Origin of the sequence: Streptomyces cavernicola, assembly GCF_029968035.1 — a bacterium.
Taxonomy (GTDB): Bacteria; Actinomycetota; Actinomycetes; order Streptomycetales; family Streptomycetaceae; genus Streptomyces; species Streptomyces cavernicola.
Genome location: NZ_JASCIQ010000002.1, coordinates 275,290 through 295,973, shown reverse-complemented (window position 1 = coordinate 295,973; position 20,684 = coordinate 275,290). Strand labels below are relative to the sequence as shown.

At 71.3% G+C, this 20,684-nt stretch carries 19 protein-coding genes and 1 tRNA gene; 8 read left to right on the top strand and 12 right to left on the bottom strand.

Going from position 1 to position 20,684, the window contains the following annotated elements:
• Positions 1-94 precede the first annotated feature (94 nt).
• The 3 genes from QIS96_RS03145 to pdhA are packed head-to-tail and all read right to left on the bottom strand — an operon-like array spanning position 95 to position 3,704.
• Entirely contained in the window at positions 95-1,564 is a 1,470-nt protein-coding gene (locus tag QIS96_RS03145) for a dihydrolipoamide acetyltransferase family protein (RefSeq protein ID WP_282540753.1), read from the bottom strand.
• Complete coding sequence (locus tag QIS96_RS03140) at positions 1,564-2,589, bottom strand: alpha-ketoacid dehydrogenase subunit beta (RefSeq protein ID WP_282540752.1); 1,026 nt, start codon at positions 2,587-2,589, stop codon at positions 1,564-1,566. The genes QIS96_RS03145 and QIS96_RS03140 overlap by 1 nt, the downstream gene beginning before the upstream one ends.
• A complete protein-coding gene (gene pdhA / locus QIS96_RS03135) occupies positions 2,586-3,704 on the bottom strand; it encodes a pyruvate dehydrogenase (acetyl-transferring) E1 component subunit alpha (RefSeq protein ID WP_282540859.1) in 1,119 nt (372 codons plus the stop codon). Before pdhA ends, QIS96_RS03140 begins: the two co-directional genes overlap by 4 nt.
• 229 nt (positions 3,705-3,933) lie before the next feature.
• On the opposite strand from pdhA, the gene QIS96_RS03130 reads away from it, so the two are divergent.
• Entirely contained in the window at positions 3,934-4,440 is a 507-nt protein-coding gene (locus tag QIS96_RS03130) for an Lrp/AsnC family transcriptional regulator (protein ID WP_408907110.1), read from the top strand.
• An 84-nt stretch (positions 4,441-4,524) separates the two neighbouring features.
• Here QIS96_RS03130 and QIS96_RS03125 read toward each other — a convergent pair whose 3' ends face one another.
• Positions 4,525-5,115, bottom strand: coding sequence for a TetR/AcrR family transcriptional regulator (locus QIS96_RS03125; protein WP_282540751.1), 591 nt, complete (start codon positions 5,113-5,115; stop codon positions 4,525-4,527).
• On the bottom strand, positions 5,112-6,623 hold the full coding sequence (locus QIS96_RS03120) for a 3-hydroxyacyl-CoA dehydrogenase (RefSeq protein ID WP_282540750.1): 1,512 nt from the start codon (positions 6,621-6,623) through the stop codon (positions 5,112-5,114). The genes QIS96_RS03125 and QIS96_RS03120 overlap by 4 nt, the downstream gene beginning before the upstream one ends.
• Positions 6,624-6,746: 123 nt before the next feature.
• Here QIS96_RS03120 and paaN point away from each other — a divergent pair, with 123 nt between their 5' ends.
• Positions 6,747-8,438, top strand: a complete 1,692-nt coding sequence (gene paaN, locus QIS96_RS03115; protein WP_282540749.1) for a phenylacetic acid degradation protein PaaN — start codon at positions 6,747-6,749, stop codon at positions 8,436-8,438.
• Between the two features lie 33 nt (positions 8,439-8,471).
• Here the strand turns inward: paaN and QIS96_RS03110 are convergent, their stop codons facing one another.
• From QIS96_RS03110 to QIS96_RS03100, 3 genes are all read right to left on the bottom strand, one after another.
• A complete protein-coding gene (locus QIS96_RS03110) occupies positions 8,472-9,245 on the bottom strand; it encodes a TrmH family RNA methyltransferase (protein WP_282540748.1) in 774 nt (257 codons plus the stop codon).
• Positions 9,246-9,309: 64 nt separating this feature from the next.
• A complete protein-coding gene (locus QIS96_RS03105) occupies positions 9,310-10,620 on the bottom strand; it encodes an HTTM domain-containing protein (RefSeq protein ID WP_282540747.1) in 1,311 nt (436 codons plus the stop codon).
• Positions 10,617-11,345 carry a DUF5819 family protein gene (locus tag QIS96_RS03100; RefSeq protein ID WP_408907114.1) on the bottom strand — a complete coding sequence of 243 codons (729 nt, stop codon included), beginning with the start codon at positions 11,343-11,345 and terminating at the stop codon, positions 10,617-10,619. The genes QIS96_RS03105 and QIS96_RS03100 overlap by 4 nt, the downstream gene beginning before the upstream one ends.
• Before the next feature lie 236 nt (positions 11,346-11,581).
• Between QIS96_RS03100 and paaA the strand changes: the two genes are divergently transcribed.
• The 6 genes from paaA to QIS96_RS03070 all read left to right on the top strand — a co-directional run bounded on the left by paaA (position 11,582) and on the right by QIS96_RS03070 (position 16,619).
• Positions 11,582-12,706 carry a 1,2-phenylacetyl-CoA epoxidase subunit PaaA gene (gene paaA, locus QIS96_RS03095; protein ID WP_282540745.1) on the top strand — a complete coding sequence of 375 codons (1,125 nt, stop codon included), beginning with the start codon at positions 11,582-11,584 and terminating at the stop codon, positions 12,704-12,706.
• Complete coding sequence (gene paaB / locus QIS96_RS03090) at positions 12,703-12,993, top strand: 1,2-phenylacetyl-CoA epoxidase subunit PaaB (protein WP_282540744.1); 291 nt, start codon at positions 12,703-12,705, stop codon at positions 12,991-12,993. The genes paaA and paaB overlap by 4 nt, the downstream gene beginning before the upstream one ends.
• Positions 12,990-13,736: a 1,2-phenylacetyl-CoA epoxidase subunit PaaC gene (paaC, locus tag QIS96_RS03085; protein ID WP_282540743.1), complete on the top strand. Its 747-nt coding sequence runs from the start codon at positions 12,990-12,992 to the stop codon at positions 13,734-13,736. Before paaB ends, paaC begins: the two co-directional genes overlap by 4 nt.
• Positions 13,736-14,260 (top strand): 1,2-phenylacetyl-CoA epoxidase subunit PaaD, encoded by a 525-nt coding sequence (paaD, locus tag QIS96_RS03080; RefSeq protein WP_282540742.1) that lies wholly within the window; start codon positions 13,736-13,738, stop codon positions 14,258-14,260. The genes paaC and paaD overlap by 1 nt, the downstream gene beginning before the upstream one ends.
• A complete protein-coding gene (gene paaE / locus QIS96_RS03075; RefSeq protein WP_282540741.1) occupies positions 14,260-15,342 on the top strand; it encodes a 1,2-phenylacetyl-CoA epoxidase subunit PaaE in 1,083 nt (360 codons plus the stop codon). Before paaD ends, paaE begins: the two co-directional genes overlap by 1 nt.
• A 137-nt stretch (positions 15,343-15,479) precedes the next feature.
• Positions 15,480-16,619, top strand: coding sequence for an acyl-CoA dehydrogenase family protein (locus QIS96_RS03070; protein ID WP_282540740.1), 1,140 nt, complete (start codon positions 15,480-15,482; stop codon positions 16,617-16,619).
• A gap of 99 nt (positions 16,620-16,718) precedes the next feature.
• Here the strand turns inward: QIS96_RS03070 and QIS96_RS03065 are convergent, their stop codons facing one another.
• The 4 genes from QIS96_RS03065 to QIS96_RS03050 all read right to left on the bottom strand — a co-directional run bounded on the left by QIS96_RS03065 (position 16,719) and on the right by QIS96_RS03050 (position 19,992).
• The gene (locus QIS96_RS03065; RefSeq protein ID WP_282540857.1) at positions 16,719-17,048 is read right to left on the bottom strand and encodes a rhodanese-like domain-containing protein; all 330 of its coding nucleotides are present in this window, start codon (positions 17,046-17,048) and stop codon (positions 16,719-16,721) included.
• Between the two features lie 166 nt (positions 17,049-17,214).
• Complete coding sequence (locus tag QIS96_RS03060) at positions 17,215-18,027, bottom strand: J domain-containing protein (RefSeq protein WP_282540739.1); 813 nt, start codon at positions 18,025-18,027, stop codon at positions 17,215-17,217.
• 106 nt (positions 18,028-18,133) lie between these two features.
• Complete coding sequence (locus QIS96_RS03055) at positions 18,134-19,576, bottom strand: DUF2252 domain-containing protein (RefSeq protein WP_408907113.1); 1,443 nt, start codon at positions 19,574-19,576, stop codon at positions 18,134-18,136.
• Positions 19,577-19,908: 332 nt separating this feature from the next.
• A tRNA-Leu gene (locus tag QIS96_RS03050) sits at positions 19,909-19,992 on the bottom strand.
• Positions 19,993-20,684: the final 692 nt, after the last annotated feature.

The window sequence follows — 20,684 nt, the reverse complement described above, 5'->3', positions numbered from 1 at the left end:
CCACCGAGGGACATCCGTCACACCGCGTCCTACCGCACGTGTCACATCACGCGTCGCCCGTCGGTCACCGCAAGGTCACCGCCGGGTCATCGCCTCACAGGGTCCGCAGCAGCAGCGCCGGCTGTTCGACGCAGTCGGCGACGTACCGCAGGAAGCCGCCCGCCGTGCCGCCGTCGCAGACACGGTGGTCGAAGGTGAGCGAGAGCTGGACCACCTGCCGTATCGCCAACTCGCCCTGATACACCCAGGGTTTGGGCACGATGCGGCCCACGCCGAGCATCGCGGCTTCCGGGTGGTTGATGATCGGCGTCGAGCCGTCCACGCCGAACACGCCGTAGTTGTTCAGCGTGAACGTGCCGCCGGTCAGCTCGGCCGGGGTGAGCGTGCCGGTCCGCGCCGCCTCGGTGAGCCGGGCGGACTCGGCGCTCAGCGACTCCGCGCTCCGCGCGTGCGCGTCCCGCACCACCGGTACGACCAGGCCTCGCTCCGTCTGGGCGGCGAAGCCGAGGTGCACCGCGTCCAGGCGGACGATCTCGCGGGCCTCCGTGTCGACCGTCGCGTTCAGCTCCGGGTAGCGGGCCAGGGCCGCCGTGCAGATGCGGGCCAGGAGGGCGAGCACGGAGATCTTGTCCCCGGCGGCCGCGTTGCTGTTCATCGTCTTGCGGGCGTTCATCAGCTCCGTGGCGTCGGCGTCCACCCAGCAGGTCGCGTCGGGGATCTCGCGGCGGCTGCGGGACAGCTTGTCCGCCACCGCGCCGCGCACCCCGCGCAGCGGCGTACGCGTCTGCCCCGCGGCCGTACGCGACGCCTCCTCGCGGGCGGTCTCCTGCTCCGCCGCGCGCTCGGCGGCACGCACCGCGTACTCCACGTCCGCGCGCAGGATCAGCCCGTCCGCCCCGGAGCCCTTCAACTCCCGCAGATCCAGGCCGTGTTCCTTGGCCAGCCGCCGTACGAGCGGGGAGATCACCGGGACGGGTCCTTCGGCGTCCCGCGCGGGAGCGGCAGAGGCAGAACCTGCTGGGGCCGAGGCAGGGGCGACCGGGGCAGAGGGCGGTGCCGATGCGGCGGCGCGGGTGCTTCCGGTCGTCGTCCCGGCGGCGCCCACGCCCGGCGGCCGCACCCGGCGCCGGCGGGCCGGGGCCGCGCCCGTGCCGTACCCGACCAGGACGTTGCCCGACGTCTCCGCCGCGCCACCGCGCTCGCCGCTCGCGCTCGCGCCGTTCTCCGTACGACCGGACGAACTGCCGCCGGAGCCGGTGCCGTTCACGCCCGGCGCCGCGCGCTCGCCCGCGGAGTCTCTCGCGACGTCCTCCGGGCTCGCGCCGACCGCGACCGTCAACAGCGGTGCCCCTACGGGGAGTTCCGAGCCCTCCTCGCCGAATCTGGCGGTGACCACGCCCGCGTACGGACAGGGCACCTCGACCATCGCCTTGGCCGTCTCGACCTCGACCACCGGCTGGTCCACCGCGACCACGTCGCCGACGGACACCATCCAGCGGACGATCTCGGCTTCCGTGAGCCCCTCGCCCAGGTCGGGCAGAGCGAACTCGAAGACCTTCGCCATCAGCTGTCCCCCTCCCACTGCAGCCTCGCCACCGCGTCCAGGATCCTGTCGACGCCCGGCAGATGGTGCCGCTCCAGCATCGGCGGCGGATACGGGATGTCGAAGCCCGCGACCCTCAGCACCGGCGCCTCCAGGTGGTGGAAGCAGCGCTCCGTGACCCGCGCGGCGATCTCCGAACCCGGGCCGCCGAACCCGCCCGACTCGTGCACCACGACCGCGCGGCCGGTCCTGCGCACCGAGTCGCAGACCGTCGCGTCGTCGAAGGGCACCAGTGAGCGCAGGTCCACGACTTCGAGCTCCCATCCCTCCTCACGCGCGGCCTCCGCGGCCTCCAGACAGACCGGCACGGAGGGCCCGTACGTGATGAGCGTCGCGCTGCGGCCGGTGCGCCGCACCACGGCCCGGCCTATCGGTTCAACGGTCGCCGGAGCGTCCGGGTTCCAGGAATCCTTCGCCCAGTACAGCCGCTTCGGCTCCAGGAACACCACCGGGTCGTCGGACGCGATCGAGGCGCGCAGCAGTCCGTACGCGTCGGCGACCGTGGCCGGCGTGACGACGTGCAGGCCGGGCGTCGCCATGTAGTACGCCTCGGAGGAGTCGCTGTGGTGCTCGACGCCGCCGATGCCGCCGCCGTACGGCACGCGGATGGTGATCGGGAGCGGCATCGCGCCCTTCGTGCGGTTCCGCATCCGCGCCACGTGCGAGATGAGCTGCTCGAACGCCGGGTACGCGAACGCGTCGAACTGCATCTCCACGACCGGCCGCAGGCCGTACATCGCCATGCCGACGGCCGTGCCCAGAATGCCCGCCTCCGCGAGCGGGGTGTCCGTGCAGCGGGCCTCGCCGAACTCCTTGGCCAGGCCGTCGGTGATGCGGAAGACGCCGCCGAGCGTGCCGACGTCCTCACCCATCACGTGCACGCTCGGGTCCGCGGCCAGCGAGTCCCGCAGCGCGCGCTGCAGGGCCTGCGCCATGGACGCGGGTTTCACCGCCGTCGTGCTCGGCTTGTCCGCCACGGTGGTCATCGCTCGGCCTCCGCTTCCAGCTCGGCGCGCAACTGCTCGGCCTGCTCGCGCAGTTGGGTGGTCTGCTCCGCGTACACGTGCGTGAACAGGTCCATCGGGTCCAGGACCGGGTCCTGGTTCATCCGCTCGCGCAGGTCCGCGGCGAGCGCCTCTGCGGCGTCCCGCGCGCCCTGCCTGCGGGCGTCGTCGAGGAGGCCGCGATCGGTCAACTCCCCTTCCAGGAGCGTGATCGGGTCGTGCGCCCGCCAGGCCTCCACTTCCGTGTCCCCCCGGTAGCGGGTCGCGTCGTCGGCGTTCGTGTGCGCCTCGATGCGGTACGTCACGGCCTCCACCAGGGTGGGACCGCCGCCCGCACGCGCGCGTTGCACGGCTTCGGCGAGGACCTCGTGGACCGCCGCCGCGTCGTTCCCGTCGACCAGGCGGCCCGGCATTCCGTACCCGACGGCCTTGTGGGCCAGGGACGGGGCCGCGGTCTGCTTGGCGAGGGGCACGGAGATCGCGAAGCCGTTGTTCTGCACGAGGAAGACGACCGGCGCCTTCCACACCGCCGCGAAGTTCAGCGCCTCGTGGAAGTCGCCCTCGCTGGTGCCGCCGTCGCCCACCATGGCGAGCGCCACCACGTCGTCGCCCTTGAGGCGCGCGGCGTGCGCGAGGCCCACGGCGTGCGGCAGCTGCGTGGCGAGCGGGGTGCTCAGGGGCGCGACGCGGTGTTCATGCGGGTCGTACCCCGTGTGCCAGTCGCCGCGCAGCAGCGTCAGGGCCTGCACCGGGTCGAGGCCGCGGGCCACCGCGGCGAGCGTGTCGCGGTAGCTGGGGAAGAGCCAGTCGCGCTCTTCGAGGGCGAGCGCCGCGGCGACCTCGCAGGCCTCCTGCCCGGTGCTCGACGGGTAGACCGCGAGCCGGCCCTGCTTGGTGAGCGCCGTCGCCTGCGCGTTGTATCTGCGGCCGCGCACCAGCTGCTCGTACAGCTCCAGCAGCAGCGCCGGGTCCGCCTTGGCCGCGGCCTCGGTGCCGAGGACGCGGTACGGCCTGGCCTCGGGCAGCAGTGGGGCGGGGTCCGTACGGGGTGTCCAGGCGGGCGGCGGGCTGGGTCGGTAGGACCCCCGCTGCTCCATGACCGGGCTCTGGTTCTTCACCGCGTGCACCTCCTCGAATGTCCTGAATGTGGGGTGGTCATCAGGGGTCGTGCAGATGTCGGGAGAGACGCGGCTGTGTGCTGCGCCTCACCTACCGATTGTTCGGTCGTCGGCGCATTTTGGCTACAGGCACCTCCAGCCTGTGGACAAACGGTTCTCCACAGCCTGGGATAGACGCAGTACGTCCATGGTAGAGAGGCGGGGGGACATGGCACCTGAACGAATGGCCGACGACGATTCCGGCGACCAGTCGGGGCCTCTTCCGCCGCCGCGCCCGCTGGACGCCATCGACCGGGACATTCTGCGGATGCTGCAGACGGACGGTCGCGCCTCGATACGCTCCGTGGCCGAGCAGGTCCACGTATCGCGGGCCAACGCCTACGCCCGGATCAACCGGCTGATCGAGGACGGCGTGATCCGCGGTTTCGGGGCGCGCGTCAATCACGAGCGCGCCGGCCAGGGCGCCTCCGCGTACATCACGCTGAAGATCGTGCAGAACTCCTGGCGCACGGTCCGCGAACAGCTCAAGGAACTGCCGGGCGCGGCCCACATGGCGCTGGTCAGCGGGGACTTCGACGTACTGCTCCTGGTGCACACGCCGGACAACCGCACCCTGCGCGAACTCGTCCTGACGCGGCTGCAGTCCATCCCGGAGGTCCTGAGCACCCGCACGCTCCTCGTCTTCGAGGAGACGGACCTGGATCCTGAGGGCTGACCATCAGCCCCTGCGGCGCTTGAGCGGCGGGGGCGGGGGGGCTGGGGCGGAGCCCCCGAAGCGCCGCAGGCCGGGCCCCCGGCCTCAGTCCTCCGTACGCAACCCCGCGAAGGCCAAGTGCACGACCGCCTCGGCGATCTGCTCGTCGTCCATGCCGCGGCCGCCCGGCCGGTACCACTCGACGATCGAGTTGATCATGCCGAAGAGCAGCCGCGTGGCCAGCCTGACCTCGACGTCCGAGCGCAGATCACCGTCCGCGACGGCCGCCTTGAACAGCTCGGCGACCTGGTGGTCGAAGTCCCTGCGGCGTTCGAGCGCCCACTCCTCGGTCTCGGTGTTCCCGCGCACGCGCAACAGCAGCGTGACGTACGGGAGTTCCGCGGTGAGCACGCCGACCATGCGGCGCGTGACGTACTCCAGGCGGTCCACGGCACGCCCCACGCGCGCGTGCTCCTCGTCGAGGATCGCGAACAGGCCGTCGAGGGCGCGGCTGACCGCGCGGCGCAGCAACTCCTCCTTGCCCGACACATGGTGGTAGATCGAGGACTTGGAGATTCCGGCCGCCTTGGAGAGGTGCTCCATGGAAGTGCCGTCGTACCCCCGCTCGTTGAAGATCCGTACGGCGACGGCGAGGAGCGTCTCGGGCGTGTACGTGTCACGTCTGGCGGTGGTCATGGGCGGACCGTCTCTTCCTGGGCGTGGACGCGCCGGCGCAGCCCCAGGGAGGGTGCGTAGCGGCCGGTCGGCTGCTGGTCGTGCATGCGGTTCAGCAGGTCGTACAGCCGCTCCAGGCCGACGCTCTCGCCCCATTCCAGGGGCCCTGCGGGGTAGTTGACGCCGAGGCGCATGGCCGTGTCGATGTCGTCCGCGCCCGCCACGCCCCGGTCCAGGGCGTCGAGCGCCACGTCGAAGAGCATCGCGACCGTACGGGCCACGATCAGGCCGGGCACGTCGGCGACGACGGCGACCTGCTTGCCGAGGGCATGGAAGAGCCCGACGGCCTCCCGCAGCGCCGCGTCGGAGGCCGCCCGCGAGGGGGCGACGGCTATGAGCGAGGTGGCCGCGTAGTCCCGGGCGAGGTCGAACTGGACCGCGTCGCCGTGGCTGCTCGCCATCACGCCCTCGGTCGCCGAGAACAGGCGCGCCCCGCAGGGGAGCCCGATGAACGGGCTCTCGGAGGCTTCTCTGCGCACGACGACCCCGGCCTTCTCGATGAGGCCGACGAGCGGTTCGGCGGGCCCGAGGCGCCCGTGCACGACCACCTCCGCGGGGGCGGGAACGCGCTCCTGGAGTGCCGGTTCCGGCCGGACCGCGCCCTCGGCGTAGTCGTACCAGCCGTGGCCGGTCTTACGGCCGAGGCGGCCGGACTCGACCAGGCGGCGCTGCGCCAGCGCGGGGGTGAACCTCGGGTCCTGGAAGAAGGACTCCCACACGGAGCGCGTCACGGCCTCGTTGACGTCCTGGCCGATCAGGTCGGTCAGCTCGAAGGGGCCCATCTTGAAACCGCCGCACTCCCGCAGGACTGCGTCGACCGTGGCGGGGTCGGCCACCCGCTCCTCGTACGCGCGCAGCGCCTCCGCGTAGAAGGGGCGGGCGACGCGGTTGACGATGAATCCGGGGGTGTCCGCGCAGCGCACGGGGCTCTTGCCCCAGGCCTTGACCGTGTCGTACGCGCGTGTGGCGGCGGTTTCCGCGGTGGCGAAGCCGGTGACGACCTCGACGAGCGGGAGCAGCGGTGCGGGGTTGAAGAAGTGCAGGCCGACGAACCGGCCGGGGCTCTCCAGGCCGCCCGCGATGGCGGTGACGGACAGCGAGGACGTGTTGGTGGCGAGCAGGCAGTCCGCGGGAACGACCGCTTCCAGTTCGCGGAACAGGGCCTGTTTCACGTCGAGTTGCTCAAGGACCGCCTCGACGACCAGGCCGCAGTCCGCGAGGTCGGCGAGCGAGGCGGCCGGCTTCAGGCGGTCCTGTGCGGCGCGGCTCTCGTCCGCGGACAGCCTGCCCTTCTCGACGAGCCGGTCGAGCCGGGCGGCGATCGTCGCGGCCGCCTGCTCGGCTCGCCCCGGCACGGCGTCATGGAGGAGCACGGGGTGTCCGGCGACCAGGGCGACCTGGGCGATGCCCTGGCCCATGGTGCCGGTGCCCACCACTGCCACCGGGCGTGTGCGGTCGAGTCCTGTCATGCTCGCGATCCTCCCGCATGCGTTGTCCACAGGTCCGGCCGCCCCCTCTTGTCCCGACCGATCGTTCGGTTACTCTAACTCTGTCCTCCTGTTCCAGCCCAGCTCGACGAGGAGTTGTCCCTCATGGCCGCCGCAGCAACCGCGCAACAGCTCATCGAGAAGCACCGGCCCACGCTCGACCAGGCCCTGGAAACCATCCGCACGCGCGCGTACTGGTCCCCCCACCCCGAGCACCCCAAGGCCTACGGCGAGAACGGATCGCTGGACGCGGCCGCGGGCAAGGCGGCCTTCGACGCGATCCGGGGCACCCGCCTCGACCTCGGCCAGCCGGGCACGGACGGCTGGGCGAGCGGCGAAGTCTCCCCGTACGGGATCGAGTTGGGCGTGGAGTATCCGCACGCCGACCCCGATGTGCTGCTGCCGGCCATGCGCGCGGCGATGCCCGCCTGGCGGGACGCGGGCGCGGAGACCCGCGCGGTGGTGTGCCTGGAGATCCTGTCCCGCATCAGCGCCCGCACGCACGAGTTCGCGCACGCGGTCATGCACACCAGCGGCCAGGCCTTCATGATGGCGTTCCAGGCCGGCGGCCCGCACGCCCAGGACCGCGGCCTGGAGGCGGTGGCGTACGCGTACGCGGAGCAGACCCGCACCCCGGACGCCATGGACTGGAGCAAGCCGCAGGGCAAGCGCGACCCGTTGAACCTGCGCAAGCAGTTCACCCCCGTCCCGCGCGGCATCGCCCTCCTGGTGGGCTGCAACACCTTCCCGACGTGGAACGGGTACCCGGGCCTGTTCGCCTCCCTCGCCACCGGAAACCCGGTCCTGGTCAAGCCGCACCCGCGCGCGGTGCTGCCGCTCGCCCTCACCGTGCAGGTCGCTCGCGAGGTGCTCGCGGAGGCGGGTTTCGACCCGAACCTGGTGGCGCTGGCCGCCGAGCAGCCCGGCGAGGGCCTCGCCAAGACCCTGGCGGTGCGCCCCGAGGTCCGCATCATCGACTACACGGGCTCGACGGCCTTCGGCGACTGGCTGGAGACCAACGCCCGCCAGGCGCAGGTGTACACGGAGAAGGCCGGCGTCAACACGGTCGTCATCGAGTCCACCGGCGACTACAAGGGCATGCTGTCGAACCTCGCGTTCTCCCTGTCCCTGTACAGCGGCCAGATGTGCACGACCCCGCAGAACCTCCTGATCCCCCGCGACGGCATCACCACCGACCAGGGCCCCAAGTCGTACGACGAGGTGGTCACCGACCTGGCGGGCGCGGTCGACGGCCTGCTCGGGGACGACGCCCGCGCGAACGCCCTGCTCGGCTCCCTGGTCAACCCGGATGTGAAGGCCCGCCTCGAGGCCGCTTCCGAACACGGTGAAGTCGCCCTGGAAAGCCGGGAGATCAGCAACCCGGAGTTCCCCGGCGCCGTCGTCCGCAGCCCGCTGATGGTGAAGCTGGACGGCACCAAGCCGGACGCCGAATCCGTCTTCCTCGACGAGTGCTTCGGCCCGGTCTCCTTCGCCGTCGCCGTCGAATCGGGCGCGGACGCGGTGGAGTTGCTGCGCCGCACGGTGCGCGACAAGGGCGCGATGACGGTCGGCGCGTACTCCACGTCGCGGGAGTTCGAGCACCTGGTGGAGGAGGTCTGCCTGGAGGAGTGCGCGCAGCTGTCGCTCAACCTGACGGGCGGGGTGTACGTGAACCAGACGGCCGCTTTCTCCGACTTCCACGGTTCGGGCGGCAACCCGGCGGCCAACTCGGCGCTGTGCGACGGGGCGTTCGTCGCCAACCGGTTCCGTGTGGTCGAGGTGCGCCGGGAGGCGTGAGCACGCGCGCCAGGCGCGGTTCCCAAGCGGCCGTCACAGGGGAGCGGGCCTGCCGGAGCTCGTCGACCAGTGGAAGAGCGTCATGCCCACGCTGGTCGCCAGGTTGTAGCTCGACACCTGGGGGCGCATCGGCAGGGCGATGAGTTCGTCGGCGCGCTCCCGCAGTTCGGCGGAGAGCCCTGAGCGCTCCGAGCCGAAGGCGAGGAGCGCGTCGTCGGGCAGGGTGACGGACCTGATGTCCTTGCCCTCCGGGTCGAGCGCGTAGAGCGGCCCGGCGGGCAGCTCGTCGACCTGGAGCCGCTCCACGGCCGTCGCGTAGTGCAGCCCCGCGGCGCCCCGGACGACCGTCGGGTGCCAGGGGTCGAGGGAGCCCGTGGTGATGACGCCGGTGGCGCCGAAACCGGCGGCCAGGCGGATCACCGCGCCCGCGTTGCCGAGGTTGCGCGGGTTGTCGAGGACCACGGCGGGCGCGGAGCGCTGCCGCTGCGCGAGCACGGCGAGCTGGGCCGCCCGGTCGGGGCGCAGCGCGAGCGCGGCCACGCCGGTGGGGTGCGCGCGCGGCACGAGGCCCCGCAGGACGTCGGCCGGGACCGCCACGGCGAGCTCGGCGATGCGGTCGCGGACGTCGGGGGCCAGCTCGTCGGCGAGCCCGAGCGCCGCGTCCTTGTCGCTGGTCAGCACGGCGGGGACGGTGGCGCCGAAGCGCAGGGCGTGCTTGAGGGCGTGGAATCCGTCGAGCAGGACGGCCGTCTCGCTCAGCCCCCGCCAGCGGCGCACAGCCCCGTCCACGTCTTCCGCACCACTCATGCCGAGCAGCCTACGTGGGCCGGCGAGGGGCGCCGTCCACCCGTCGGGCGGCCCGCCTCCGGGCTCAGGGGCGCGGGGTGACGTCCGCCTCGGGCGGGCTGCTCGGCGGCGGCTCCGCCTCCGAGGGGACGGGCTGCGGCGCCCCCGTCCCGTACGCCTCGTCCTGGCCCGTGGCCGTACCGCCGCGCTGTTCCGGGACTCCGCGCGTGCGGGCCGTGAGGGCGCTACGCGCGCGTGCGGCGCGTTTTCCGATGCGGCGCAGGAACGTGGTGGGCAGGAAGACCGCGTCGGCCGCGATCATCGCGAGCGAGAAGAAGGGCAGTCCGAGCAGTACGGCGATCACGGCGTGCTCGACCATCATGGCCGCCAACAGCACGTTCTTGACGCGGCGGTTGAAGAGCGTGAACGGGAACGCGACCTGCACGATGACCGTGCCGTAGGTGATCAGCATGATCGCGGTGCCGTGCGTCGACAGCCACTGGGAGAGGGCGGGCCAGGGCGAGAAGTAGTCGAGGTGCAGCGGGTAGTAGACGGCGGTGCCGTCCTGCCAGCGGTTGCCCTGGATCTTGTACCAGCCGGCCGTCGCGTAGATCAGACAGGCCTCCGCCATGATCACGAACAGGGCTGCGTTGTGCAGGAGGTTGGTGGCGACATCGCACAGGGCACGGAGCTCCGAGCCGGGCGCGCGGCGGCCCAGGTACCACCACAGGCCGTGCACCGCCCAGATCGTCCAGAAGATCAGCGACCAGCCCCAGCTGAGCTGCCCCAGCAGCGTCACAAGGGAGAGCGCGAGCCCCAGAAGCCACCACAGGACGGGCCCGACCCGGTCGAAGTCCAGCTCTGCGGTCTCATGTTCCTGCTCGGGAAAACCGCCTCCACGCGCGCGTGCCGTACGAGCCGCCCGCCGCGCGTCCAACGACCAGACCTGGCCGCAGCGCGTCAGGACCAGATACATCGCCATGAGGTGGATGACGTTGTCCCCGCCGTCGCCCACGAACACGCTGCGGTTGAGCACCGACAGGGCGCCCACCAGGAAGAGCACGGACATGGTGCGGGTGCGCCAGCCGAGCATCAGCAGCGCGCTCGAGACGATCGCCAGGCCGTAGACGCACTCGAACCAGAGCCGGCTGTCGGTCCACGTCAGTACGGTGAAGGCCTGGTTGTCGGCGATCAGGCGCTGCGCGAGCTCCCAGCTCCAGGGGCCCTGCGGGCCGTACAGCTCATGCCTGTTGGGGAGTTCACGCAGCAGGAAGAGCAGCCAGGTCGCGGAGAACCCGATGCGGATCACGGCCGTCTGGTACGGGCCGAGGGCCGTGGAGGTGATCCGGCCGATGCCGCGGGACAGCCCCGCGGCGGGAAGACGGAGACGGTTCACCGGTCACGTACCTCCAAGTCCTGGGACGTGACGTTCCACCAGGGCAGCAGGCGGATCACGGGCTTCGGGTCGAGCTTCTCGCCGCTCCACGACGGCGGCTGCACATTGGTGGTCACCGAGCGGAGCTGCACGCGCAGCAGGCCGTCCGCGGGTTCGCCGGCCTCCTCTCGGCCGATGCGGAGGACCGCGATCCGGCGCAGGTACTCCGCGGAGAGTTCGCCGCGCATGCCGTTCGGCCGGTCCTTGGTGTCGTGCGTGGACGTGTAGTAGTCCCAGGCGCGGCGCAGTTGGTTCTGCTGGGTGTGGCTGGGCAGCAGGTTGCCGTCGATGGCCGCGCCGTCCTGGGCGGAGAGGCCGTGCCACTCGGTGTGCCGCACGCCGCCGTCCGCGGTGCGGAACTGGGCTCTGGCCTCGACCGCGATGTTCTGCTGCAGCGGGTTGGGGGCGAACAGCTTCCAGTTCTGCTCGAACTCGGGGTAGACCCAGTCGTCGACGGCCGCGCCGTGCTGCTTCGACACCGTGTTGGCCGGGGCCACGTGCAGAAAGACCATCGCGAGGTGAACGCAGGACACCAGGACGACGACGGCGAGAACGAGGGCTGCCGCGACCTGGTACGGCGGGGAGAGTGCGGCGATGCCGGTGCGGGGTCCGGGCGGCCCGGCGCCGCGACCCTGCTCGTACCCGTCCATCGCGCCCGCTCCCGTCCCCGCCCGCTGATCCGCCACCGAACGGTACTCAGCCGAGGTGTCCACGCACAGCGGCCGTGAGGTTATCCACAGGGTTGACACCGTATGGCCGCCGGTCCCACCATTGAAATCGACGAACCGAACGATCGGTCGGTAGGCTGGCCGGGGTGGCGGCGGAGCCCGCCACGCACCGGGACGCAGGCAGGGCACGGGCAAGGACGCGAACAGGAACGCAGGCAGGAACGCGGACGGGAACGGGGCAAAGGGGGCCTGGCATGACGTCGGTGACCGCACAGGACCGGACCACGGCGTTCGACGCCGCGGTCGCCGCTGACGAGCGCATCGAGCCACGCGACTGGATGCCGGACGCCTATCGCGCGACGCTCGTCCGCCAGATCGCCCAGCACGCCCACTCCGAGATCATCGGCATGCAGCCCGAGGCGAACTGGATCTCCCGCGCCCCCTCCCTGCGCCGCAAGGCCATCCTGATCGCCAAGGTCCAGGACGAGGCCGGCCACGGCCTGTATCTCTACGGCGCGGCGGAGACCCTGGGCACCGGCCGGGACGAACTCCTCGACAAGCTGCACTCCGGCCGCCAGAAGTACTCGTCGATCTTCAACTACCCCACGCTGACCTGGGCCGACGTCGGCGCGATCGGCTGGCTCGTGGACGGCGCCGCGATCACCAACCAGGTCCCCCTCTGCCGCTGTTCGTACGGTCCGTACGCCCGCGCGATGGTCCGCATCTGCAAGGAGGAGTCCTTCCACCAGCGACAGGGGTACGAATCGCTGCTCACCCTCAGCCGAGGCACCCCGGCGCAGCACGAGATGGCGCAGGACGCGGTGAACCGCTGGTGGTGGCCGTCGCTGATGATGTTCGGCCCGCCCGACGACGAGTCGGCGCACTCCGCGCAGTCCATGGCCTGGAAGATCAAGCGCCACTCCAACGACGAGCTGCGCCAGCGCTTCGTCGACATCTGCGTCCCCCAGGCCGAGACCCTCGGACTGACGCTGCCCGACCCGGAGTTGAAGTGGAACGAGGACCGGAGGCACTACGACTTCGGCCCCATCGACTGGCAGGAGTTCCACGAGGTCCTCAAGGGCAACGGCCCCTGCAACGAACAGCGCATCACCCAGCGCAGGCGGGCGCACGACGAAGGCGCCTGGGTCCGCGAAGCGGCCGCTGCGTACGCGGCGAAGCACGACACGGCACGGCAGACGGCACAGACGGCACAGACGGCACAGACGGGACAGGCGACACAGACGGGACAGGGGACACAGGCGGAACAGGCGGCACGCGCTGAACAGTCGAGGCAGGCAGGGCAGCCAGGACAGGCAGTGCAGGCGGGACTCACAAGCCGCCCCGCGCAGACCACCGCAGCCGGGGAGGCGACGGCATGACCGAATCAACAGACTGGCCGCTCTGGGAGGTCTTCGTACGCTCCCGCCGCGGGCTCTCCCACACCCACGCCGGCAGCCTGCACGCCCCGGACGCGGAGATGGCCCTGCGCAACGGACGCGACCTCTACACCCGCCGCAACGAAGGCGTGTCCCTCTGGGTCGTGCCCTCGGCCGCGATCACCGCCTCGTCCCCCGACGAGAAGGACTCGTTCTTCGAGCCCGCCGGCGACAAGCCGTACCGCCACCCGACGTTCTACGACATCCCGGAGGGAGTGAAGCACCTATGACCGGACCTACGACGGACGCCCCCGCCGTCACCGCGGCCGCCCTCGCCCTCGGCGACGACGCGCTGGTGCTCTCCCACCGGCTGGGGGAGTGGGCCGGTCACGCGCCTGTACTCGAAGAGGAGGTCGCCCTCGCCAACATCGCCCTCGACCTGCTCGGCCAGGCCCGCATCCTGCTCTCCCGAGTCGGCGACGAGGACGAACTCGCGTACCTCCGCGAGGAGCGCGCCTTCCGCAACCTCCAACTCGTCGAGCAGCCAGGCGGCGACTTCGCGCACACCATCGCCCGCCAGCTGTACTTCTCCACCTACCAGGCGTTCCTGTACGCGGAGTTGGCCCGCACCGAAGGCCCCTTCACCGCCCTGGCCACCAAGGCCGTCAAGGAGGTGGACTACCACCGCGACCACGCCGAGCAGTGGACGCTCCGCCTCGGCGACGGCACCGTGGAGAGCCACACCCGTATGCAACGCGCGGTAGACGCGCTGTGGCGGTACACCGGCGAGATGTTCCAGCCCATCGACGGCCTCACCGCCACCCACGGCACCGACTGGGCCGCCCTGCAGGCCAGTTGGGACGAATCCATCGGCGAGACCCTGCGCGGAGCGACCCTGACGCTCCCCGAGACCCCCCGCTCCGGCGCCTGGACCGCGGGCGCCGGGCGTCAGGGCCTGCACACCGAGCCCTTCGGCCGCATGCTCGCCGAGATGCAGCACCTGCATCGCAGCCACCCGGGGGCGAGCTGGTGATGACCCCGGTGCCCCAGACGACCTCGCCGACGCCGTTCGAGACCCGCCTCGAAGAACGGCTCAGGGAGCTGGCCGGCTCGGTCCCCGACCCCGAACTGCCCATGATCACCCTCGCGGAGCTGGGCGTGGTGCGCGGAGTCCACGTCCTCGGCCCCGGCAGCGTCGAGGTGGAGCTCACCCCCACCTACACCGGCTGCCCCGCCGTGGAGGCCATGACCGCCGACATAGAGCAGGTGCTGCACGACCACGGCATGCCCGAGGTCCACGTCCGCCGCGTCCTCACCCCGGCCTGGTCCACGGACGACATCACCGCCGAAGGCCGCCGCAAGCTCGCCGAGTCCGGCATCGCACCGCCCCGCGCCGGCGCCGCGCACGGCCCCGTCCCCCTCACCCTCGCCGTGCGCTGCCCGCACTGCGGCTCCACCGACACCGAACTCCTCAGCCGCTTCTCCTCCACCGCCTGCAAGGCACTGCGCCGCTGCGTCACCTGCCGCGAACCCTTCGACCACTTCAAGGAGTTGTGATGGCAGCCAAGCCGGGCCCCCATGCCCGCTTCCACCGACTCCGCGTCGCAGCGGTCGACCGCCTCACCGACGACTCCGTCGCCCTGACCTTCGACGTACCGGCCGAACTCCGCGCCGATTACCGGTACTCACCAGGCCAACACCTGGCCCTGCGCCGCGACGTGGACGGTACGGAGGTCCGGCGCACCTACTCCGTGTGCTCCCCCGCCCTCGACCCGGACGGGCCGGAGCGCCTGCGGGTGGGGGTGCGCATGGTCGAAGGCGGCGCGTTCTCCCCGTACGCACAGAAGGAGATCGCCGTCGACGACGTACTGGACGTGATGACGCCCGCCGGACGCTTCACCCTCGACCCCCGACCCGGGCACTACGCCGCGATCGTCGGCGGCAGTGGCATCACACCCGTCCTGTCCATCGTCTCGACGCTCCTCGCCCGCGAGCCGAACGCCCGGTTCTGCCTGATACGCAGTGACCGGACCGCCGCCTCGACGATGTTCCTGGACGAGGTGGCCGACCTCAAGGACCGCTGGCCGACGCGGTTCCAGCTCGTCACGGTCTTCTCCCGAGAGGAACAGCAGGCCGGCGTGGTGACCGGCCGGCTCGACGAGGAACGCCTCACACATCTGCTGCCCGCACTGCTCCCCGTCGCAAGAATCGCCGGCTGGTTCCTCTGCGGCCCCTTCGGCCTGGTCCAGGGCGCCGAGCGAGCCCTGCGCTCCCTAGGCGTACGCAGAACCCGTATCCACGAGGAGATCTTCCACGTCGACGACGGCACATCGCCCCCCGCACCCACAGCCGCCACGCCCGCGCACAGCACGGTGACCGCCACCCTCGACGGCCGCTCCGGCACCTGGCCCGTCGAGGACGGCGAACCCCTGCTCGACACGGTGCTGCGCAACAGAGCCGACGCCCCGTACGCGTGCAGGGGCGGCGTCTGCGGCACCTGCCGGGCGTTCCTGGTCTCGGGGGAGGTGCGCATGGACCGCAACTTCGCCCTCGAACCGGAGGAGACCGAGGCGGGCTATGTACTCGCCTGCCAGTCCCATCCGGCCACGGAGAAGGTGGAGTTGGACTTCGACCGCTGACCGTCGAAGCCCGCTCTGCGCCCTTCCCTTCCCCTAGAACCTGTTCTATCTTGACGACCCGTCAGATCGTGGTCCGCCGCGGGCCGGCCACCAGGACCCGCAGGACAGGACAGCACCGGAGCCGGGGAGGACAGGCAGTGGACTTCACCTTCACCGAAGAACAACAAGCAGCCGTCGAGGCAGCCAAGGCCGTCTTCGCCGACACCGCACCCGACGCCGTACCCAGCCCCGCCCTCACCACCAGAGCCGTCGCCGACGACCTCGACCGCGCCCTGTGGGACAAGCTCGCCAAGGCCGACCTGCTCAGCCTGCTCATCGCCCCGGAACACAACGGCGCAGGCCTCGACGCCATCGCCCTGTGCCTCGTACTGCGCGAGTCCGCGAAGGTCATCGCCCGCGTACCCCTACTGGAGAACAGCGCCGCCGCCCAGGCCGTACAGACCTACGGCAGCGCCGAGTTGAAGCAGCGCACCCTGCCGGCCACGGCCCGCGGCGAACTCGTCCTCAACGTCGCCGCCAACGGCCGCACCGGCCACGACCCCGCCGAACTCGCCGTCACCGCACACCAGGACCCGAACGACAACAGCTGGACCCTCGACGGCACCCACACCGCCGTGCCCTGGGCCCACAACGCCGACCTGATCATGGTGCCCGCCCACACGCCCGAGGGCCGCACCGTGCTCGCCGCCGTCCACCGCACCCAGGACGGCCTCAGCCTCACCGACCAGTACTCCACCAACGGCGAACGCCTCGGCGAACTCCACCTCGACTCCACCCGCATCCCCGCCACGGACGTCATCGACGCCGACGGCGCCTGGGACCGGCTGCGCGAACTCCTCACGACCGGGACCTGCGCACTCGCCCTCGGCCTCGGCGAAGCCGTACTCGCCATGTCCAGCGACTACACCAGCAAACGCGAACAGTTCGGCCACCCCGTGGCCACCTTCCAGGCCGTGGCCGTGCAGGCGGCAGACCGCTACATCGACCTGCGCGCCATGGAAGTCACCCTGTGGCAGGCCGCCTGGCGCCTGGCGACCGAGACCGAGGGCGCGCTTCCCACCGCCGGCGACGTGGCCGTGGCCAAGATCTGGGCCTCGGAAGGCGTACGCCGCGTCGTACAGACCGCCCAACACCTGCACGGCGGCTTCGGTGCCGACACCGACTACCCGCTGCACCGCTACCACGCCTGGGCCAAGCAGCTGGAGCTGTCCCTCGGCCCGGCAGCCGCCCACGAGGAAACCCTGGGCGACCTCCTCGCCGCCCACAGCCTCAGCTGAAGCCGCTACCTATGCCCTGTGCGCCCTGCGCCCTGCGCCCTGCGCCCTGCGCCCTGCGCCCTGCGCCCTGCGCCCTGCGCCCTGCGCCCAGGCAGAAGCTCACACGACGGCGCCGGGCTGCCCCTCGGCATTCACGACGGGGCGGCCCGAGCCGGCCCACGCCTCCATGCCACCGGCCACGTTCACCGCGTCGATGCCCTGCTGCGCGAGGTACATCGTCACCTGCGCGGACCGACCGCCCGACCGACAGATCACATTGACCCGCCCGTCCTGCGGCGCCGCCTCGGTCAACTCGCCGTACCGCGCGACGAATTCGCTCATCGGAATGTGCAGCGCACCTTCCGCGTGACCCGCCTGCCACTCATCGTCCTCACGGACATCGAGCAGAAAGTCACCGTCCGCGAGCTCAGCGACACCAACCGTGGGCACAGATCCGAAAGCCATACCCCGACGCTACCGGACCTTCCGCCCACCCCGGACGCTGCCCTCACCAGCGCCCGGCCGCACGACCTCGAACCATCGAATCCCCCTCGACGCCTTCGACGACCTCGTCGCCCTGCGCCACGGCCAGCTGCACACACGCAGCCCCGACGCATCAACCGACGAGCCGGCCCAGCTCCGCCTCACGCTCGGCGACCTGCGCAAGGAGCTGCTCGGCGATCTCCTCGAGCAGCCGGTCCGGGTCGTCCGGCGCCATCCGCAGCATCGAGCCGATCGCGCCCTCCTCAAGATCCCGGGCAACCAGCGACAGCATCTCCTTGCGCTGCGCCAACCACTCGAGCCGCGCGTACAGCTCCTCGCTCTTGCTCGGCCGATCCGCCTCGGCCACCGGACCGGCAGCCCACTCCGCGGACAGCTCCGTCAGCAGAACCTCGTCGCCCCGCCCGTACGCGGCATTGACGCGGACCATGAACTTCTCGCGCCGCTCCCGCTCCTCGTCGTCCTGCGCTAGATCGGGGTGCGCCTTGCGGACCAGCTCGCGGTAGAGCCTGCGCGCCTCGTCACTCGGCCGCACCCGCTCAGGGGCGCGCACCGGCAGCTCGGACAACATCGCCGAAGCCTCGGGCGACAACCCGTCGGTGTCCATCCACTCCTGGAACAACTCCGACACATCCGGCATCGGCATCACACGAGCACGCAGCTCCTGCGCCCGCCGCACATCCTCGGCATCCCCGGTACGCGCCGCCGTCGCCTCGGCGATCTGGGCGTCCAGCTCCTCGAGCCGCGCGTACATCGGGCCGAGCCTCTGGTGGTGCAGCCGGGAGAAGTTCTCCACCTCGACCCGGAACGTCTCCACCGCGATCTCGAACTCGATCAATGCCTGCTCCGCGACCCGCACAGCCTGCTCGAGCCTGGCCTCGGGCCGCTCGTCATCGGGCCGGTTCACCGCGTCCTCCGGGTTCGTCACCCACCCAGCGTACGGCCCGGGGGGTGTGGGCTTTACTCCCACTCTCGGGGAGGGCCCCCTCCCCCCCTCCCTCCCCCACCCCACCCCCTCAATCCCCCTCCCCTCCTCAAACCCCCAACTCAGCCTCGATCCGCCCCTCCCGGATGCCCGAGACGAGCCGTGCGTGATCGGCTTCGGTGCGGTCGGCGTAGGACACGGCGAAGCCGGCGATCGCCTCGTCCAGTTCCTCGTTCTTCCCGCAGTACCCGGCTATGAGGCGCGGGTCGGCGCTGTGTGCGTGGGCGCGGGCGAGGAGTGCTCCGGTCATGCGGCCGTAGTCGTCGATCTGGTCGGCGGCGAGTGCGGCCGGGTCGACGCTTCCCTTTCTGTTTCTGAACTGCCGTACCTGGAAGGGTCGTCCGTCGACGGTGGTCCAGCCGAGGAGTATGTCGCTGACGACTTGCATCCGCTTCTGCCCGAGGACGACGCGGCGTCCTTCGTGCGGGACGTCGGGTGCCTTGAAGCCGACGGTGGGCAGGTGCGGCAGCAGGGTCGACGGCCGTGCTTCCTTGATCTGGAGTACGAGCGGTTCGCCGCGGTGGTCCTGGAGCAGCACGACGTACGACCTGGTGCCGACGCTGCCGGTGCCGACGACTCGGAACGCGACGTCCTGGATCGCGTACCGGGCGAGGAGCGGGAGCCGGTCTTCGGACAGCGTGGTCAGGTATTCGCCGAGGCTTTGGGCGACGGCGGCTGCTTCGACGCCGGGTATGCGTCGCAGTACGGGTGGGGCGTCGACGAAGCGGCGGCTGCCGTCGGCGAGGGTTTCGGTGGATCGGGCGGCGAAGCGGCCGCTGGTGTTGTTGCGTGCTTTCTCCTCGACGCGTTCGAGGGTGCCGAGCAGGTCGTGGGCGTCGGTGTGGGAGACGAGTTCTTCGTCTGCGATGGCGTTCCAGGCGTCGAGGACGGGGAGTTTGGCGAGGAGTCGCATGGTGCGCCGGTAGGCGCCGGCGGAGTCGTGGGCGGCGGCCCGGCACACGTCTTCGCTCGCGCCCGCTTCGCGTCCGGCGAGGACGAGGGAGGTGGCGAGCCGCTTGAGGTCCCATTCCCAGGGGCCGTGGACGGTCTCGTCGAAGTCGTTGAGGTCGATGACGAGTTCGCCGCGGGCGTCGCCGTACAGGCCGAAGTTGGCGGCGTGGGCGTCTCCGCATATCTGGGCGCCGATGCCGGTGGCCGGGGTGCGGGCGAGGTCGTACGCCATGAGGCCGGCGGAGCCGCGCAGGAAGGCGAAGGGGGTGGCGGCCATTCTGCCGACGCGGATGGGCGTGAGTTCGGGGAGCCGGCCGTGGTTGGACTCTTCGACGGCGGTGACGGCGTCGGGGCGGCTGTCGGCGTCGGGGGCTTCCTGGGCGTGCGCGGAGCGAGGTACGCGGGTGCGCAGTTCCTTGCCGGTGCGCTTCGGGGATTCTTCGCCGGCTCGGTGGGCGAAGCCCGGTACGTGGGGGAGGCGGTGGGGGATGGGGCCGGGGCTGTCCGCTCGCGTGTGCTGTTCAGGTGCTGCTGTGTCCAACTCGGTCACGTGGACCGCCTCCCCCGGTGTTTCCGCCGTTGTCGGGCGGGTGTGGCATCGATTGGGACGACGGTACCGCCGGGGTGCGAAGTGCGGCAGGGCCTGTGGATAACTCCGGAATGAGCCCCTCCGCACCTCACGGAGCCGCCTCGACCGGTGTGAGCTTCGGCACGTTCGGCGCGGATGGCCCGAGGGTCAACCCCCGCTCCCCGCAAGCCTGCACAGCAGAAGAGATAGCAGAGGAAAACAACAGAAGGGCGGGCCGCCGAACACAACGCGGCAGGGCATAGCAAAAGCCCCGCAGGTCATTGACCTGCGGGGCTTCCGACTTGTGCGCGAGGGGGGAGTTGAACCCCCACGCCCTTGCGGGCACTGGAACCTGAATCCAGCGCGTCTGCCTATTCCGCCACCCGCGCATTGGGTGTGTCGCCTGGCTTTCGCTTGCCGCGTTCGCCTGCCGACATCGAGAAGACTAGCACGGTGCGGACGGTGGATTCACATCCGTTTCCACGGGCCCCCACCGACGCCCGCCGCGCGCCCGCAGGCCCTGGACCTGCGGCGACCACATCCCGGCACCCACGAACCAGTACGTCGTCCCGAACCCGCAGCGCACGAGCAGTAGCTCAGCACTTCCTCCTCAGCCACCAAGAGACCCACAACCACAACACCGCCTCCGGACGCCTCGAGCCCCAACACCCAACGCCCAAGATCCCGAGACCACCGACCGCGACCCCCGCCCCACCGACCCGGCCCGCCCCACCGACCCGGCCAGGCCCTCTCCGCCGCCCCCTGGCCACTTATCCACAGGCAAGGCACCCACATCCCCAGGTGCGGGACACTGGCTCGGGGCCGCCTCTACGATCCGGTGTGGGAGTGCGCGGGCAGAAGCAGTGGCAGCACGGCGGATGCGCGCGGACGAGCACAGGCCGAGCACGTGGACTTGGACACGTGCGGCACGTGGACATGGCCATGTGGAAGCACGTGGTCGAGGACATGCGGAGCGCTTGGACCTGGGCATATGTACCTGGACATGCGGAGCACGTCGACGGGACGTGTGAAGTGCGTCGACGGGGACATGTGAGAGGCGACACCCATCCGCAGGCCAGAG